Source organism: Candidatus Clostridium stratigraminis (assembly GCF_045310675.1).
In the GTDB taxonomy this organism is placed as follows: Bacteria; Bacillota; Clostridia; order Clostridiales; family Clostridiaceae; genus Clostridium_AT; species Clostridium_AT stratigraminis.
Genome location: NZ_JBJHZZ010000027.1, coordinates 1 through 16,719, shown reverse-complemented (window position 1 = coordinate 16,719; position 16,719 = coordinate 1). Strand labels below are relative to the sequence as shown.

The 16,719-nt window shown below is 33.1% G+C and carries 19 protein-coding genes and 1 pseudogene; all 20 read right to left on the bottom strand.

All coding sequences use genetic code 11. From position 1 onward, the window contains the following. Nucleotides 1-466: 466 nt before the first annotated feature. The 20 genes and pseudogenes from ACJDUG_RS17430 to ACJDUG_RS17335 all read right to left on the bottom strand — a co-directional run bounded on the left by ACJDUG_RS17430 (nucleotide 467) and on the right by ACJDUG_RS17335 (nucleotide 16,595). Nucleotides 467-961 carry a DUF6241 domain-containing protein gene (locus ACJDUG_RS17430; RefSeq protein ID WP_406771142.1) on the bottom strand — a complete coding sequence of 165 codons (495 nt, stop codon included), beginning with the start codon at nucleotides 959-961 and terminating at the stop codon, nucleotides 467-469. Between the two features lie 230 nt (nucleotides 962-1,191). Next, nucleotides 1,192-1,368, bottom strand: coding sequence for a hypothetical protein (locus ACJDUG_RS17425; RefSeq protein WP_406771141.1), 177 nt, complete (start codon nucleotides 1,366-1,368; stop codon nucleotides 1,192-1,194). A 246-nt stretch (nucleotides 1,369-1,614) separates the two neighbouring features. Continuing rightward, entirely contained in the window at nucleotides 1,615-2,385 is a 771-nt protein-coding gene (locus ACJDUG_RS17420) for a hypothetical protein (RefSeq protein WP_406771140.1), read from the bottom strand. A gap of 469 nt (nucleotides 2,386-2,854) precedes the next feature. After that, nucleotides 2,855-3,844 (bottom strand): phosphate acetyltransferase, encoded by a 990-nt coding sequence (gene pta / locus ACJDUG_RS17415; protein ID WP_406771139.1) that lies wholly within the window; start codon nucleotides 3,842-3,844, stop codon nucleotides 2,855-2,857. A 27-nt stretch (nucleotides 3,845-3,871) separates the two neighbouring features. Beyond that, nucleotides 3,872-4,165, bottom strand: a complete 294-nt coding sequence (locus ACJDUG_RS17410) for a EutN/CcmL family microcompartment protein (protein WP_406771138.1) — start codon at nucleotides 4,163-4,165, stop codon at nucleotides 3,872-3,874. A gap of 33 nt (nucleotides 4,166-4,198) precedes the next feature. Further along, a complete protein-coding gene (locus tag ACJDUG_RS17405; RefSeq protein WP_406771137.1) occupies nucleotides 4,199-4,465 on the bottom strand; it encodes a EutN/CcmL family microcompartment protein in 267 nt (88 codons plus the stop codon). Between the two features lies 1 nt (nucleotide 4,466). Further along, a complete protein-coding gene (rpiB, locus tag ACJDUG_RS17400; RefSeq protein WP_406771136.1) occupies nucleotides 4,467-4,931 on the bottom strand; it encodes a ribose 5-phosphate isomerase B in 465 nt (154 codons plus the stop codon). Then, nucleotides 4,912-5,241 (bottom strand): EutN/CcmL family microcompartment protein, encoded by a 330-nt coding sequence (locus tag ACJDUG_RS17395; RefSeq protein ID WP_406771135.1) that lies wholly within the window; start codon nucleotides 5,239-5,241, stop codon nucleotides 4,912-4,914. Before ACJDUG_RS17395 ends, rpiB begins: the two co-directional genes overlap by 20 nt. 133 nt (nucleotides 5,242-5,374) lie before the next feature. Next, nucleotides 5,375-6,007, bottom strand: a pseudogene (deoC, locus tag ACJDUG_RS17390) (deoxyribose-phosphate aldolase); the annotation flags it as partial. 182 nt (nucleotides 6,008-6,189) lie between these two features. Further along, nucleotides 6,190-6,480 carry an ethanolamine utilization microcompartment protein EutM gene (eutM, locus tag ACJDUG_RS17385; RefSeq protein WP_406771134.1) on the bottom strand — a complete coding sequence of 97 codons (291 nt, stop codon included), beginning with the start codon at nucleotides 6,478-6,480 and terminating at the stop codon, nucleotides 6,190-6,192. 45 nt (nucleotides 6,481-6,525) lie between these two features. Further along, nucleotides 6,526-6,798: a BMC domain-containing protein gene (locus tag ACJDUG_RS17380; RefSeq protein WP_406771133.1), complete on the bottom strand. Its 273-nt coding sequence runs from the start codon at nucleotides 6,796-6,798 to the stop codon at nucleotides 6,526-6,528. 32 nt (nucleotides 6,799-6,830) lie between these two features. After that, nucleotides 6,831-7,376 (bottom strand): BMC domain-containing protein, encoded by a 546-nt coding sequence (locus tag ACJDUG_RS17375; RefSeq protein ID WP_406771132.1) that lies wholly within the window; start codon nucleotides 7,374-7,376, stop codon nucleotides 6,831-6,833. Continuing rightward, a complete protein-coding gene (locus ACJDUG_RS17370) occupies nucleotides 7,376-8,722 on the bottom strand; it encodes a 4Fe-4S dicluster domain-containing protein (protein WP_406771131.1) in 1,347 nt (448 codons plus the stop codon). Before ACJDUG_RS17370 ends, ACJDUG_RS17375 begins: the two co-directional genes overlap by 1 nt. Before the next feature lie 16 nt (nucleotides 8,723-8,738). After that, the gene (locus ACJDUG_RS17365; protein ID WP_406771130.1) at nucleotides 8,739-10,157 is read right to left on the bottom strand and encodes an aldehyde dehydrogenase family protein; all 1,419 of its coding nucleotides are present in this window, start codon (nucleotides 10,155-10,157) and stop codon (nucleotides 8,739-8,741) included. Nucleotide 10,158: 1 nt separating this feature from the next. Beyond that, nucleotides 10,159-10,893 carry a hypothetical protein gene (locus ACJDUG_RS17360; RefSeq protein ID WP_406771129.1) on the bottom strand — a complete coding sequence of 245 codons (735 nt, stop codon included), beginning with the start codon at nucleotides 10,891-10,893 and terminating at the stop codon, nucleotides 10,159-10,161. Between the two features lie 11 nt (nucleotides 10,894-10,904). Continuing rightward, nucleotides 10,905-11,783, bottom strand: a complete 879-nt coding sequence (gene tpiA / locus ACJDUG_RS17355; protein WP_406771128.1) for a triose-phosphate isomerase — start codon at nucleotides 11,781-11,783, stop codon at nucleotides 10,905-10,907. A gap of 78 nt (nucleotides 11,784-11,861) precedes the next feature. Further along, on the bottom strand, nucleotides 11,862-12,206 hold the full coding sequence (locus ACJDUG_RS17350; RefSeq protein ID WP_406771127.1) for an EthD family reductase: 345 nt from the start codon (nucleotides 12,204-12,206) through the stop codon (nucleotides 11,862-11,864). A gap of 334 nt (nucleotides 12,207-12,540) precedes the next feature. Further along, nucleotides 12,541-14,958: a leucine-rich repeat domain-containing protein gene (locus ACJDUG_RS17345; RefSeq protein WP_406771126.1), complete on the bottom strand. Its 2,418-nt coding sequence runs from the start codon at nucleotides 14,956-14,958 to the stop codon at nucleotides 12,541-12,543. Nucleotides 14,959-15,492: 534 nt separating this feature from the next. Further along, nucleotides 15,493-16,014, bottom strand: a complete 522-nt coding sequence (locus tag ACJDUG_RS17340) for a hypothetical protein (RefSeq protein WP_406771125.1) — start codon at nucleotides 16,012-16,014, stop codon at nucleotides 15,493-15,495. A gap of 74 nt (nucleotides 16,015-16,088) precedes the next feature. Next, nucleotides 16,089-16,595 carry a hypothetical protein gene (locus ACJDUG_RS17335; protein WP_406771124.1) on the bottom strand — a complete coding sequence of 169 codons (507 nt, stop codon included), beginning with the start codon at nucleotides 16,593-16,595 and terminating at the stop codon, nucleotides 16,089-16,091. Between the last annotated feature and the right edge of the window lie 124 nt (nucleotides 16,596-16,719).

The following is a 16,719-nucleotide window of genomic DNA, read 5'->3' as shown; positions in this document are numbered from 1 at the left end:
AAGTGTCTTTATTTATAGCTGTTAATCTGTGCACTTTTAAGCAGCTAAACTCTGCACTTCTATTATGCTATAAACACCGGGGCTTATTAATCCTACTTATATTCAAAACATTATTCGTGTTCCTGTTTTATAATTTTATTTAAATTATGAGTGCATATTACTGATAACGGAATGTTTATAACGATAAGAAAAAAAACAAAATTATGTCCGCTAATGAATTAAATGGTACGAATCTAATCCATAAAATTCGCCATATAAGAATGTTCCGACATAACTAAGTATAAATATTTTTTTAATAATCATGTATTTAAAACACGAATTAGCTTGTAATTCATATTGTCATTAATACAAAAGCTATATATAATTTATCTATTTTTATCAAGTTTTAATTTCAACCCGTAACAAGTGATTTTATGTTTTGCTTACTCACGAGTTCAGCAGATTAAAATCCATAATAAAAAGAGCACTATTTCTTTAGTTCAGTTGCTTTTCCTATTTCTCCACCAAGCTTAGCCCAAACATAATTATGATCATCTACACATTGACTAAAATCTCCAACCTTCCATCTGTTTAATATCTCTATTAATCTTGATTTATCATTCCAATTAGAACGATTAACAGCTTTAATAAGAGCATTTACCCTATCAGATTTAATATCCATGGTTGCGTATGTCACATCTGCTACAACTTTTGTATTTGCCATCATATGGATTATTTCATAGATTGCACCTTCGTTAGCTAAATTAGGCTTTGATCCATTAATATTTAAAGTTTCATCAAAATATATTTCATCATTTTTTATAACCGACTTAGAAGTTTGAATATTTTGCTGCTTAATGTCTGCAGCATGTTTTTCTTCTTTTGGATTATTAGTTAAAGATGTATATAATCTATATGATGCAATTAGTATAACAGCAATCGAAAATATAAATAGGCTAGCATATTTTAAAATTTTCTTCACTTCATAACCTCCTTAATTTTAAAATTCTGATTAGCTATATTATACATCAAATTACTAATATTTACTATAAATGGTTTATATTATTCTTAACACTACCTTAATACATAACCTATTTATTGATAAAACCTTTCTACTACCCTATAATTCATGGGCATGCATTTTACCATATACACTGCAACAAAGTCATGATGAGACGCATAATATTACTATTGTGACACATAAGATGAAGATTACTTCTTATCTTCTTTCCTTTTTATTTCTTTATATATTTTTTCTAAAACATATAATCCTGGACTTAAAACTCCAACAACTGTAAATAAATATATAAATATTTCTGGTCCCCCAAGCATTCCTCCTATAGCAAAACCTACAAGTCCCATTATTAGTGAAGTTATAATTAAAAACATAATTTTTTACCTTCTTTATATGTATTATTTTACCATTGTGTCTTGCTGTTATTATTATATTCTGCATTCAACTTACGATTCCTTCAAAAAATAATAAATCTCGAGGATTTCTCCCCGGGATTTGTAAATTCGACTTATAAGAAAAATATATACTAATGTTTTTAAAACAAAGGGAACATTTTGTTTTAAAAATATGCACATTCCAATAAAACCACTTTTAATTATAGTACTTACTCAAGCTAAATTTTAATTAGATATGGTTTTTAAGGGTTTAAAGACATTGTCACAAAGGTTAATATTTACTTTGCTATTATTAAACACGTTTTTTGACAATTCCATACTCATGTCCTTAGCGGACTGTTCTAAGTTTTTGTCCCCTAGACTACTTTTGTCTACAATTAAAGAGAAATCATATGTTGTAGATTTTTTATCGATCTTGACAGAAACTTTTATGTTTTCATTAAAAAAGCCTTGTTCGCTAAGATAAGTTCCTAATTTTTCTGCATCACTTTTTTGTACATTCTCTGTATAGTATAGCTCGCTGCCATTAAACATTAATTTCTGATCCGGGATATTAATTGAATAGAACATCAATACCAGAAATATTGCTGCAATAACTGTACTTACTAGGGATGGAACTAAGTATGATGCTTTTCGCCCACCGTTTAATACATGGTTTTCAAATAACTTGGACTGATCTTGTCTCATATATACAGCTGCTCCTATATTTAGGCCATAGAAAATACCCTTTAATATGCTCTGATTAATGAAAAGCGCCATTGATATCATTATTACAAAAGCAATAAATGAAATTAGCAATGAAATATTTTTCTTTTTAGGAAACCCTAATCTACCATAATTTAAAGAATACAAAATTGAAGCTGGCAGAAAAGAGAACAGAATACTAAGAATTAAAAAGCCCTTAGGATTCCATAACTTCTTACCAGTAGTTTGGATAACCTCTTGATTTATTTCCACTACATTATTTAATGACATATTCTCATCCATATTTCCCACAAAATCTCCCCCTGACTCTTAATTCAATTTTATTCTAGTTATGACGTTTCATTGGTTCATTTTGTTTTATCATTTTTTCATGTTAGTTTACTAATGTGTCTTTATAAAATTGTATTCTAGTTAAGTTTAACATGTCCTTCCTTTGTCAATAATTTTACTGAGGTGATATTTTGGATATTAAGCGTATAGCTAAAAATGCTGCTAAGATATATATTTTTATTAGCGTTTGTACATTAATTCTTTTATTATTGTTAATGAAATTAACTCCATTTATTATTGAAAGATTATTGTAGTCTTAAAAAAAGCCCTGAGTTTTCAGAGCTTTTAATCATTATTTTATTATGTATTCAACCTCACTGAATTTTTTATAAACTAACTTCACAGTACTATCGCCACAGTTTCTGAATTGATCATAAGGGACGGTTCCTAGTGGTTTATTGGCTAGAATCCCAATCAAAAGGAACCGTCCCTATTGGTTTTGAGCCTGTACACAGGTTATTGCAACGACTCCAACAATGTCCTCTGCACTGCAGCCTCTTGATAAATCATTTACAGGTTTTGCGAGGCCTTGAGTAATTGGACCGTAGGCCTCTGCCTTTGCAAGCCTTTGTGTAAGCTTATATCCAATGTTCCCTGCATTCAGATCAGGAAACACTAAAACATTTGCTTCCCCTGCCACAGTACTTCCAGGAGCCTTTGATAGACCAACTGAGGGTACAAGGGCAGCATCTACCTGCAATTCTCCCTCAAGCTTTAGGTTCGGAGCTATTATTTTGGCAAGCTGAGAAGCTTTAATCACTTTATTAGTTAGCTCACTCTTTGCGCTGCCATAGGTGGAATAAGACAACATTGCAACAATAGGTTCCTGCTGAACGAGGGTATCGAAGGATTTTGCAGCTGCAACAGCAATTTCCGCTAATTCTTCCGATGATGGATTTTCCACAAGGCCGCAGTCGGAATACACAAAAGTACCATTAGAACCATATTTGCAATCTGGGACAACCATAACAAAGAATGAAGAAACAATCTTTGTTCCTTGTGCTGTTTTTAAAATTTGAAGTGCAGGCCTTAAAGTATCAGGAGTAGAGTGGACTGCTCCTGACACCATACCGTCTGCCTCTCCCATTTTTACAAGCATCACACCAAAATATGGTGGGTCTTTTATCATTTCTTTTGCAGCTTCTAGTGTTATACCTTTTGATTTGCGTATTTTTACGAATTCTTCTGCAAATTCATCAAACTTATCATAGCACAGAGGATCTATAATTTTGGCCTTACTTATATCAAAACCTTCAGCTTTTTTCCTAATAACGGCTTCATTTCCAACAAGAATAATATTTGCAATTCCTTGTTTTAGAATCATTTCTGTAGCTTTTAAAGTTCTAATATCTTCACTTTCTGGCAAAACAATTGTTTTAATATCTTCTTTTGCTCTTTTGATTATATTTTCTAAAAACATTTACTTTAAACCCCAATCTTTAAGTCATTAATTTCTTAAAGAGCCTGCTTCTGTATCTATAGTATCTATAATTCCTGCGATACAAACATCTATGGGTGCTAAAGCACTCTCTGCTTTAGTGACCTGACGTGCAGAACCACCTTCAGCAATTGCTATCACAAGATCTCCTATACCAGCACCTATTCCATCCACAGCTAGAACCTCAGAGCCATAAGGCTTTCCTAAAGTATCAACAGGCTGAATCAATAAAAGCTTTTTGCCTACGTAATTTATATTTTTTTGAGTTGCTACCACATTTCCTACTACCCTTGCCATGAGCATTTTTGCTGCCTCCTATAAATATGATAAAATATCTTAAGGCCTATAAACATGATCTATGATCCCTGTTATTCCAGCATCTGCACAGGCACTTGGATTTGGAAGAGCCATAGCCCCCTCCTTGCTCTTAGCATAGATGACCATTTCACCAGAGCCTGCTCCTACTGTATCAACAGCAACTATAGGTGATCCTTCCTTATTGCCTTTTGAATCTACAGGCTGTATAACCAGTAATTTGATACCTGTTAAAAGCTCATCCTTGCGGGTAGCTACTACGGAACCAATAACCTTTGCTAGCTGCATTTTATTTCCCCCGAGCTTCGTTTAATCTTCTCTCAAATTCAATAATTTTTTCTACTCTTCTTATATTACGCTCACCTTCATGCTTAGTTGAAAGCCAAACCTTTACAATTTCTTTTGCAACACCTTCACCGATAATAAAGCTGCCAAGGCAAAGGACATTTGTATCATTATGAGCTCTGCTGTTTCGTGCAGTATATATCTCGTTGGCTACTGCAGCTCTTACTCCAGGAATCTTGTTTGCCATAACAGAAGATCCTATTCCTGCAGCATCTATCATTATTCCAAAATCGCAGCGTTTATTGCTGACAGCTTCGCCAACCAGCAATGCAAAATCAGTATAATCACATCTTTGATCACTGAAAGTACCTAAATCTAAATACTCAACCTTTAATTCTTCATTTAGGTATTTTTTTAACAGTTCTTTCATTGCGTATCCGCCATGATCACTACCTATCGCTACTTTCATGATTTATTTCTCCCTTATTAAATTTGTTAAATACTTGTTTTCCTTCTATGTCAATGTAATCAACTATAGCCATAATTGTAGCATCTACTGGCATATTAGTGGTAATGGAGGTCTGCCTTGCAGAGCTTCCTCCAACTACCAGTACAATCTCAGATATACCTGCTCCAACAGCATCTATAGCCACAACTGGCTTGCCCTCTTCTTGAAGACTTATAAGGTTTACAGGTTGAACAACCTGCAGTTTTAAACCACTCAATTTCTCTTCCTTCTGAGTGCAAACAACAGTACCAATTACTCTTGCTGCATACATAATAAGCCTCCCTAAATTTTAATGATCCTTAATAGCAATTCTTAACAATAGTTGCATTGCCTGTAGGACACTTTTGGCTGCAGCGTCCGCAGTTTATACATTCATGACCCGTATCTACGCCTTGTACTCCTGACTTTTCGCTTTGTACAATTTGAACCCCAGAACTTGTACCTATTCTTGTAGCACCAGCTTTTATCATTGCTAATGCAGTCTTATAATCCTTAACCCCGCCAGATGCCTTAACGCCTAGGTTTGGTCCTACTGTCTGTCTCATAAGCGCAATATCATCAACTGTTGCTCCACCAGTGCTAAAGCCAGTAGAGGTCTTTACAAAATCTGCACCAGCTATTTTTGAAAGTGTACATGCTTTAACTTTTTCTTCATCAGTGAGCAGGCAAGTTTCAATGATTACTTTTAAGATTGCTTTTCCTCTAACTGCATTTACTAATGCTTCAATATCCTTTAAAACGTAATCAAAATCACCTGACTTAAGTGCTCCTACATTGATGACCATATCTATTTCATTTGCTCCATTTTCAAGAGCGTCCTTTGTTTCCTCCACTTTTCCTTTGGTAGACATTGCTCCTAGTGGAAAACCTACAACGCAGCATGTCTTTACACCACTTCCTGAAAGCAGCTTTGAAACAAAGGGAACATAATATGTATTTACACAAACAGATGCAAATTTATATTCTCTTGCTTCCGTGCATATCTTTTTAACCTGCTCAGCTGTTGCATCTGGCTTTAAAAGGGTATGGTCAACCATGGATGCTATGCTGCTATTTGAGCTACCAATGCTTGAATTGCTGCCTGTAGTATACCCATTAGGAACATTCATTTCTGATGCGATTTTGCGATACACCTCTTCTGCAATTTTCGCTACTAACTTATCTATTTCCATATACTTCACCTTCTTATGTTTAATTTATTTACTTCAAAAAGCACTTCTTATTTTTCTTCACATACATTGTTTGGAAGTATATTTTCAACATCACTATGTGGTCTTGGAATAACATGTACTGAAACAAGTTCTCCAACCTTTTTAGCTGCAGAAGCACCTGCTTCAGTTGCAGCCTTTACAGCTCCTACATCACCTCTTACCATAACAGTTACAAGTCCGCTACCTATCTGTTCCTTGCCTACTAGCTTTACATTTGCAGCCTTTACCATTGCATCTGCTGCCTCTATTGCACCTATTAGTCCTCTTGTTTCTACCATTCCTAATGCTTCTTTTTCCATTATTAATACTCTCCTTTACAATTCATTTTTAAATTTTTTTTATAATTATTTTACTAATATACCTTCAACATCTTCATGAGGTCTTGGTATAACATGTACAGAAATAACGTCTCCTACTCTTTTAGCTGCTGAAGCACCTGCTTCAGTTGCAGCCTTTACAGCTCCTACATCACCTCTTACCATAACTGTTACAAGTCCGCTTCCTATAAGCTCTTTACCTATAAGCTTTACATTTGCAGCTTTTACCATTGCATCTGCTGCTTCTATAGCAGCGATTAAACCTCTTGTTTCTACCATTCCTAATGCTTCCTTTTCCATAACTAAAAATCTCCTTTCAGTGTATAAATTATTTATAATAATGCTTTCATTATATCTGGATGGGGTGAAGGTATTACCACAGTTTTTGCTATTGTACCTTCGTTCTCATGTTTCTTTACAGCAGCTTCAACTGCAGCTTTCACTGAGCTTACATCTCCTGTTAATAATACAAATGCTTTTCCTCCAAGTCCTCTTCCAAGTCTAATTTCAATCAAATCAACCTCAGCTGCTTTAACTGATGCATCTGCAGCATAAATTGCAGTTGCCAGAGAAAATGTTTCAATTACTCCTACTGCGTCCCTCTTCTCTATATCTGAAGAACCATTTAATGCTGAAAAAACCTGAGGGTGAAGACTTGGTATAACTAAGCTATCAACTAATGTTTCCTTTGCTTCAGATTTTCCAGCCTCTACTGAACTTTTTACTGCAGCAACATCTCCCTGTATCAATACAATATACTTACCTGGACAAGCAGTTTGTGCAGTTACTAATGTAACCAAGGCTGTTTTAAGCATTGCGTCTCCTGCTTTTATACCAATTGCTATACTATTTACTTCCAACATTCCAAGTGAATCCATTATTTCACCTCGCTTAAAGCACTTATTGCTATACTTTCCTCTGATATACTTGTAATCACACCATTTATACTGGCATGAACCTTTGCACCCATCTTTCCTTCTGGTATAGAGCCAATCAAATCACCTTTATTTACTAAAGCTCCAACACTTACCACTGGTATAGCTTGTACACCAATATGCTGCCTTAAAGGGATTTTCACCTCCTTTACCTCAATAAGTTCTATATTAATTGGTGCAGCAAAATCGTATTTACTAACTCCCAATCTTTCCATATATCTTTTTGTGGGAACCTTTATGTAGTTTCTCATGTCACTTGTCTCAAAAGGAACCTTCTTTTCAGGTTTTATTCCCTTCTTTGCAAGTCCTGTTTTTATTGCAGTAACCATTCTACTAGGTGCTAGGCCCATACTGCATGCATAATAGGAACAAAGACCACAATCACAGCAGCCAAAAACTGTATCAGCATTTCCAATTGCTAAAGCTTCACCAGATGCCACTGCTCTCATTACCTTATGCGGTTCCACTCCTAATCCCAGCGCATTTCTTGGACACATTTGGGTACAATAGTTACACTGGCAGCAAACGGATTTTGCAAGCTTAATATCCCTTTCTAGTGGTGTGGTTTTCTTATTTATTAATGGGTGATTATTTGGAAGTATTATTACACCTCCAAGTGTTTTTGTAACAGGACTGCTCCAATCCGTCTCTACTCTGCCCATTGCTGGTCCCCCAAGGATCATTGAATACCCTTCCTCATTTTTAGGGCCTTCTGCAATTTCTAAAAGCTTTGTAATTGGTGTTCCAATTGGAACATTTAGTGTTATTGGGTTTTTAACCTCTCCTGTTATCGTTACGAATTTAGTTGTAACGGGTATTTCCTTACTAGAGTTAGCTATGTTTATAAGTGTACTTACATTGCACACAATGGCTCCAACATCTATAGGTATACCTCCCAGTGGCACTACCTTTCCTGTTATCTCATAAATAATCTGCTGTTCATCTCCTGCAGGATAGTAATTTCCAATAAGCTGCACCGATATATTTTTATTATTGCTTTCCTCTAATGCCTCGTTTAGCTTTTCTACAGCCTTATGATATTTTTCCTTTAAACAAATTACGCCCTTTTCTGCATTTGATATTTTCATTACAATGCGCAGGCCTTCAATAATTTTGTCAGGATAAAGCTCCATTATCTGCTGGTCTACTTTAAGCAATGGTTCACATTCTGCCCCATTTGCAATGGCAATATCTGCACTGTTATTCACTTTTACATGTGTAGGAAACCCTGCACCGCCTGCTCCTACAACTCCAGCATCCTTTATTCGCTCCAAATATGACTTAAACATCTATAAGCTCCTCACATTAAATAATTCTAAATGATCCTGAAAGTGTACACCTTCTTAGCCTAACAAAGCTTTTTGCAGAAGTAAGTCCTTCTCCTGTTGGAGTTGCTATGGTAAGAGTTGTATATCCTTCTCCATCAATTCCAAGGCCTGCATAGGATGGAGCATTTTTTACAAATATAGTAGTGTCCAGTGCCCTTGCAGCTAAGGTTAGATTATTAACATTGGTAGAATGCATCATAGCTGTATGCCTGCAATTGTTTTCTGCCTCTACTGCCTTGTCTATTGCTTCATCTAAGCTATCTACTCTTGAAATTGCAAGCACAGGCATCAAAAGCTCAGTTGTTACAAAGGGATGATTATAATCAACTTCTGCAAGTACAAGCTTGTAATCTTCATTTACTTTTATATCAGAGGCATTGAGAATATAGCTTGCACTTTTACCAACAAATTTTCTATTAACTACGCATTTACCGTTCTTGTCCTTTTCAAGTATTACTGAACCTATTTTTTCTATTTCAGCTTTATTAGCCAAATAGCAGTTGTTTTTTATCATTTCCCTTATAAGCTCATCTGCTACACTTTTGAAAACAAAAACTTCCTTTTCAGCTATACAGAGTATATTGTTATCAAAGCTTGCACCTTTTGTAATATCAGCTGCAGCCTTTTTTATATCAGCTGTATCATCAACTATTACAGGAGGATTGCCTGGCCCTGCTGCAATAACCTTTTTACCACTTCTCATAGCAACATTAACTACTGCTTCTCCGCCAGTTACTGCTAATATTCTGACATGTTTATGCTCCATTATTACTTTGCTTGTTTCCATAGTTGGCTCAAAAACGGAACATAAAAGTGACTCAGGTCCACCTGCACTTTTTATAGCTTCATTTAATAGTGAAATAGCTTCAATAGTTGCCTTTTTTGCACTTGGATGTGGATTGAATACCACACCGTTTCCAGCAGCCACCATACTAATACTGTTATTTATAACAGTGGCAGTTGGGTTTGTTGAAGGGGTAATTGCCCCAATAACACCGTAAGGTGCTTCTTCAATCAGTGTCATTCCATTATCTCCGGTATATGCAGCTGTATGAAGATCTTCAGTACCTGGTGTTTTTTCAGCAGCTAACAGATTCTTTATCACTTTATCTTCTACCCTGCCAAATCCCGTTTCTTCATTTGCCATAACTGCTAGTTTTCTTGCATTTTCTATAGCAGCTTTTCTCATTGCAGCTATTATTTTATTGCGATGCTCTATACTAAGTGCTACAAGCTGCTTTTGTGAAAGCTTTGCAGCTTCTATTGCATCCTCAATGTAAGTGTATATGCCTAGGCAATTTGGGTTACAAGCTGCTGATTCCTTAAGCATGCCTCCATTAAATTTTCTTATCATTTCTTGAGCAATTTCATCTATTCTTGATTTTTCTAAACTCATACTACACCTCCAATTGTATAAAATTTACTCCCATTTCCCGAGCTGCGTCTCTTGCAAGAGGTGTTATAATACATCCTTTTTCGCATAATATTTCTCTTCTTCCGTTTTTATAAAAATCCTCAACTTGTTCTTCTGTAATAAGCTGTTTACTAGAAACTGTGACAGCATCAGATTTTTTCTCTGTATCCTGCAAAAGATCTTCAATTAATACACCCATTTCAGAAATGGAACCTAATAAATCTTTAATTTTCTTGCCTAAACTATTATAAGGTACCGCTTTCATATCATAGTCAAATAAAAAAACTGTTTTTTTCTTATGAAGTAAGGAATAAATCAATAAGTTTTCTATAAATCCAGAATCATCACCCTGAGTGAGGGCTCGCATTTGTGTAAGTTCTGGAGATAGAACTATGATTTCCTCATATTTATTAATGTTATTTGCTAGCTTATCCCGAGAAGACTCGCCATTTAAATCATAAATTTCTTTTGCATTACTAAATTTTATGGCATCAGTCTTTTTGTAGGAAGCAATACTGAACTCACTATCACAGTATTTATTTTCTATTTGCTTAACCGATTCCTCAAGATTAATGACATTTGCAGGGATTATAAGGAGCAGCTGTTTTAGCTTCGGCATAGAAAGGTCCTTAAAACTTACTGCCTGTGACTTCAAAGCTCTATTTACAACTTCAGCAGTGGTTTTTTTTATGAGCTCTTCCAATTCTATTAATTCCATTTCCTGCCTCCTTACTTACCTAGTTTTGTCATTATTTCTTTAAATTCCTTTATGCAAAGACTTGCACCGCCAATGAGAAATCCCGATACATTTTGTGCAATTGCAAGTTCAATTACATTAGAGGCTTTAGCGCTGCCACCATAAAGTATTGGAATTTTTTCTGAAGTATCTGCACCATATAGTGAATTTAGTATATACCTAATATATCCGTGGGTATCTTCTACCTGAGCAGGCGTTGCATTCATCCCTGTACCAATTGCCCACACAGGTTCATATGCAATAATTACATTATCGAGGCTTTCAGGATTCAGTTTTGCAAGACCATTAACTAGCTGATTTTTGAGTTTCTCCTCGTAACGCTTTGATTGGCGTTCTTCAAGGTTTTCTCCAATACAAAGAATTGGCTTTAAGCCATTTTTTATACAGGCTTCTACCTTTTTTTCCAGCATCTCATCTGTTTCCTTAAAAATATTCCTTCTTTCAGAATGACCAATTATGGCATATTTGCACCCAAAATCTTTTGCCATGGCAGGTGAAACCTCTCCAGTAAAGGCTCCTGAATTTTCCCAGAACATATTTTGAACTCCATATAATACTTTGCTATATCTCAGCTTATCTCTCATTAGATATAGATAAGGATAAGGAGGAAATAAAACAAAGGTATTCTTCTCATCAAGTGCTGCTTTATTTAGAAAATCCAAAAATTCAATAACTTCCTTTGTATTTTTGTTCATCTTCCAATTTGCAGCAATTATGAAGCTTTTACTTTTAATAGTCTCTGAATATGCCGCTTCCTTAACAAGTTTATATATATCTTCCTTCAAATCACTAGGGACGGTTCCTAGTGATTGTATATAATGATTTTCTATCATTTCATCAACCCATCTCATATATTTATTATGTAAGTAGGCTTGTACTATTTATTAATTTAGCCTTGTATGTATCAATATTATTAGGATAATAGGTTATTAGATCTCGGCAGTTACATTTAATAATGTGTGCTCTTCTAAATAGATATGAGTCTTCTGCATGCAAGAATCTGCGTCTGCCAATAACTCAGCACCAGCATTTGATGCTAAGTCCTTTTTCATATCATTTATAGAATCCCAACATAGTTCTGCAGTACCATCATATGTCAATTCCCCTGCCTTATCTTGATATTCATCAATTGCAATGTTAATTCTATATCCCTTTAGTTTCCTGAGTTTTAAAACTATAGGTGAGTATTCATCTAAACAGTGCCTTTTGAAATCTTCCTTACTTACTCCCGATTTTGCCTTCAATAAAGTTGTTAATTTTACAGGTTTAACCATAATTCAACCTCCATATTTTATTAATTTATGAACCTATTAGCAATAGTACTATTTATTATAAAATGTTACCTTCTCATAGTCAAGAATATTCTTATTATTTTAATTTTTCAAAAGGTACGATTTCTTCTGATTAATTAGTTTTTTATTTTTGATTGTAGCCCGTAGCAAATTTAATATTAATCTTTTTTAATATAGCAATTTGATATAAGCTAGAATTGCTATCAAAGGAACCGTCACTAGTGTTAAAAGGAACCGTCCCTATCGTTTATAATTGCCACTTAAATGAAAAAGCAGCTGAATAGTCCTCTTTTCAGCTGCTCTTTCATATTTTCTATTAAAACAAAACTTCACAATTTGGCAGTGCAGTTTTTAGTTTTTGTTGATCTGTAATACTTATATGATTACCAATTAAACCAAGGCTCTGTAAATTAATTAATCCAGTTAAGGCATTAATATCACTTATTTGATTATTATCTAAATATAGGCTGTATAAACTTGCTAATTCTTTCAAAGCGCTGATATCACTTATCTGATTATCATCTAAAAAAAGGTACTGTAAATTAGTTAATCCGTTCAAAGCACTGATATCACTTATTTGATTATTATCTAAAAAAAGATATTGTATATTAGTTAATCCCTTCAAAGCACTAATATCACTTATTTGATTATTATCTAAAATAAGGTACTGTAAACTAGTTAATTCTTTCAAAGCGCTTATATTACTTATTTGATTATCAATTAAATTAAGGTACTGTAAATTAATTAATCCTTTAAAATCACTAATATCACTTATTTCGTTTTTATCTAAGGAAAGTGACTGTAAATTAGTTAATCCCTTCAAAGCACTAACATACTTTATTTGATTACTAGCTAAACCAAGTGACTGTAAATTAGTTAATACCCTCAAAGTACTTATATCACTTATTTGATTACAAGTTAAATCAAGGCTCTGTAAATTAGTCAATCCAATCAGGGTACTAATATCACTTATTTGATTATCACTTAAAAAAAGCTCTTTTAAATTAGTTAATCCCCTCAAAGTACTGATATCACTTATTAGATTATCAGTTAAACCAAGACCCATTAAATTAGTTAATCCTCTCAGAGCACCAATATCACTTATTTTATTACCAGATAAGCTAAGACCCTGTATACTAGTTAATTCTTTCAAAGCATTAATATTGCTTATCTGATTACCATCTAAATCAACTGACTGCAAATTAGTTAATCCGTTCAATGCATTAATATCATTTATTTGGTTATTATCTAAAAAAATTTTTCGTAAATTAGTTAGCCCTTTCAAAGCACTAATATCTCTTATTTGATTATTCCCTAAATCAAGTGTCTGCAAACTTGATAGATTTTCAATTCCACCAATATCACTTATATTCATACCGAATGCATCTAGGTATGTAATATTAACAACATCTCTTTTGTATATAGTACCTTCAGGTTTATTTATTGCATTTCTTACTGCTTGTTCTAAATTCTTATCTTTAAATGTTACTATATCATTTACAGTAATAGTACAGCTTGCTATCTTGTTTCCATCTACTGTAGTTACTGTAATTGTGGCTGTTCCTGTCCCAATAGCTGTTACTTTTCCTGCTGCATCTACAGTGGCTACGTTACTATTTGATGTACTCCACTGTACGTTCTTATTTGTAGCATTTGATGGTGATACTGTAGCTATTAAAGTATCTGTAGTACCTATTGTAAGTATATTCGTAGTTTTGTTTAAACTTACTGATGATGGATTTACTATGTTATTATTAATAGTATTAGTAAGCACATCTTGTACATTTTTGCTAATAGCACCAGTTCCGCCTAGAATAGATACATTTATTACACCTTCACTTTTTATAAAATTAAGAGTATCATTCGTAATAGAATTTTTATCTGTTAATATAATTGGCGCATTATTTTTAGCTGCTAAAGCTGATCCACTTAATGCATCTGGAAAATCATTTCCTGTAGCTAAAAAGGCTGTACCAAATCTTAAATCTCCTTCAAATTGTTTATTGATAATTCGATTAGTTTCATATCTATTTATTCCGCCAAGTCTTATACTATTTGGTACACTTGAATATACTTTATTTCCTAAGACTCCTGTCTCTCCTACTATGTATGAAACTGGTATAGTTTTACCTTTAATAAAGGATGCAACACTTGGATCTAATCCATCTTTCGGTGATAATAAAATAGGCATGGCCTTAATCCCTGCAATTGGAGCTATTGATAGTGCATCTGGAAAATTCAAACCTGTTGCTACTATAATTCCATTACTTGTACCCAATTTTTCAGCTACTAACTTTGATGTTTCATATCTATTAATTCCACCAATCCTGGTAAAATTAACTCCAATATTTTTTAGCTGATTTTCAATATTTGTAGTTATAACACCTGTCCCTCCAACTAAAATAGCTTTTGTAGCTTTTAATCTTTTTATCTCAGATATAGTGTCTGAACTTAGTGCACCTTTTTCTGTCAATAGTATTGGAGCATCATTTGCCTTAGCTAATGGTGCTGCTGATAATGCATCTGGATAATTTGTTCCAGTGGCAATAATAACTGTATTAGCCTGCATCCAACCAGACTTACTAATAGCCAATGCAGTTCCATATCTATCATTACCTGATAGTCTTGTAATTCCTGTATAAGCTTCTTGTGCAAAAACAGGAGCCACGTTTAAAACTCCACACAATAAAGAAGCACTTAAAAGCGCTGAAAAAAATCTTTTGTTATTTAACATATAATAAATCCCCCATAAAACTTTGAAATATCCAAATTATTAGCTTAAAACATTATTATTGCAAGTTAACGCATAATAAAAATATATCAAACTTTCATACATTCCTCAATTTTTTAAATAGCCAAATTATTGCATAATATACTATAATACGTCAATATTTTATTACAAGTTACAATATATACTAAGTAAATTTAGCTGTTTGTTATTCTATTATGATTTCAAATCTAAAATGTTATTTAATATGTTTTTTCTCATTTTTATCAATATAAACCCTTTAATCACAAGATAAGAGCCAATAATAAATAATATCATTGAAAAATACTCACTATAATTCTCAATCTAAGGCACCTTTCTTTCAATTTATATTATATAGTTATTATTGTATATATAACCTAAATTAAAAACTTTTTTAAATGAAACCTTATTTTGTTATAAACTTTGTTCAAAATTAGCACATCTATCTTAATAATATTTTCATAACAGTTGTTCAACAAATATGAAAATAATAATCCAACCCTAAAATCTTTACCAAATTTAATTTCCTCCATCAATGAAAATTGAATTTAATTTCCATGTATTATCTACTAAATTATACTCCACATAACATTCAGGAAGTTTTTCTTCTTTATAGTCCCAAACTTCATAAATTGCCTCATATGTTTGCGGGTTCTTCATAAAAAAAGTTCTCTGTCTAAATTTTACATTGTCTTTAGGAAAATTGAAATTCCATGCCCCAGTTTGTAGTTGGGAAACTAATTTATCACTGTAAACACTAATATTAGACGTAACTTTTTTCTTGATTTCGTCAATTCTTCCTTTCTTCATGTCATTGAGTAAATAATAAAAATCTGAGTCTAAATAATTTCTCAATTCTAATAATTTTTTCTGGTTGTCAACTTCCTTGGATAATTGATTATTCTCAATTTTTAATTCATCTATTGCCACTTGGCTTACTTCTTTTGTATTAGCATTTGTTATACCTACTGACTTTGAACACCCGACCATCAAAAACATAAGTATTACTAACCATAAATAGTAATATTGAACCTTTTTCATACCGACTCCCCCTAAAGTATATTAGAGTAAATAAAATATTTTGTTATATTTTACATGGTTATAATTATTATGTATTAAGGTCTTTTTCCACTACCAAATTCTAATAGGATTTTCCCAGATATGGCATCTATGACTGTATTGGTTGTATCTAATGGTTGTTTACCAATTACATTCTTATCGGGTTTATAATTATCTGATAGAAGCCCACTAAAAGTAATAATCCAAACTGGTATATTGGATATGGAATTTTTATCTTTAAGAATTGGGTCTGCATTTATTGCATCTTGTGAAATAGCATTTATGGTAAATGTATTAGTTGAGATAAGCCCATATTGTATATATATACCCTTGGGATGTAATGATGATAGTTGTTGCATGGTTTTAGTAATTCTTAGTATTTCATTTTTATCAACTTTTGGTTTTATATTTGTGGACTTTATTACAAATCCCATGTCACTAAAATATTTTTTATCAAAAGAAGTAAAATGATATATACTATTGATTTCATAAGTTTTATATGCAACAAAACCAGTTGTAATAAGAATTATAAAACATATTAGTATAATTGAATTTCTTTTCAAAATTCTCCTCACTTTCTAATTTAATTAATGATATTGAAGATTTGATATGGTGTTAGTATAATAATGTAGACACAGAAATCCGAACATAATAAAATATAGAAAAGGAAGGACGTGTCTACAATGC

Coding starts and splice junctions, on each gene's coding strand:
- ACJDUG_RS17425 (WP_406771141.1), bottom strand. CDS start 1,368: ATGTTTTTAATTATAACTTCACTAATAATGGGACTTGTAGGTTTTGCT.
- pta (WP_406771139.1), bottom strand. CDS start 3,844: ATGTTTTTAGAAAATATAATCAAAAGAGCAAAAGAAGATATTAAAACA.
- ACJDUG_RS17410 (WP_406771138.1), bottom strand. CDS start 4,165: ATGCTCATGGCAAGGGTAGTAGGAAATGTGGTAGCAACTCAAAAAAAT.
- ACJDUG_RS17405 (WP_406771137.1), bottom strand. CDS start 4,465: ATGCAGCTAGCAAAGGTTATTGGTTCCGTAGTAGCTACCCGCAAGGAT.
- rpiB (WP_406771136.1), bottom strand. CDS start 4,931: ATGAAAGTAGCGATAGGTAGTGATCATGGCGGATACGCAATGAAAGAA.
- ACJDUG_RS17395 (WP_406771135.1), bottom strand. CDS start 5,241: ATGTATGCAGCAAGAGTAATTGGTACTGTTGTTTGCACTCAGAAGGAA.
- eutM (WP_406771134.1), bottom strand. CDS start 6,480: ATGGAAAAAGAAGCATTAGGAATGGTAGAAACAAGAGGACTAATAGGT.
- ACJDUG_RS17380 (WP_406771133.1), bottom strand. CDS start 6,798: ATGGAAAAGGAAGCATTAGGAATGGTAGAAACAAGAGGTTTAATCGCT.
- ACJDUG_RS17375 (WP_406771132.1), bottom strand. CDS start 7,376: ATGGATTCACTTGGAATGTTGGAAGTAAATAGTATAGCAATTGGTATA.
- ACJDUG_RS17370 (WP_406771131.1), bottom strand. CDS start 8,722: ATGTTTAAGTCATATTTGGAGCGAATAAAGGATGCTGGAGTTGTAGGA.
- ACJDUG_RS17365 (WP_406771130.1), bottom strand. CDS start 10,157: ATGAGTTTAGAAAAATCAAGAATAGATGAAATTGCTCAAGAAATGATA.
- ACJDUG_RS17360 (WP_406771129.1), bottom strand. CDS start 10,893: ATGGAATTAATAGAATTGGAAGAGCTCATAAAAAAAACCACTGCTGAA.
- tpiA (WP_406771128.1), bottom strand. CDS start 11,783: ATGAGATGGGTTGATGAAATGATAGAAAATCATTATATACAATCACTA.
- ACJDUG_RS17350 (WP_406771127.1), bottom strand. CDS start 12,206: ATGGTTAAACCTGTAAAATTAACAACTTTATTGAAGGCAAAATCGGGA.
- ACJDUG_RS17345 (WP_406771126.1), bottom strand. CDS start 14,958: ATGTTAAATAACAAAAGATTTTTTTCAGCGCTTTTAAGTGCTTCTTTA.
- ACJDUG_RS17340 (WP_406771125.1), bottom strand. CDS start 16,014: ATGAAAAAGGTTCAATATTACTATTTATGGTTAGTAATACTTATGTTT.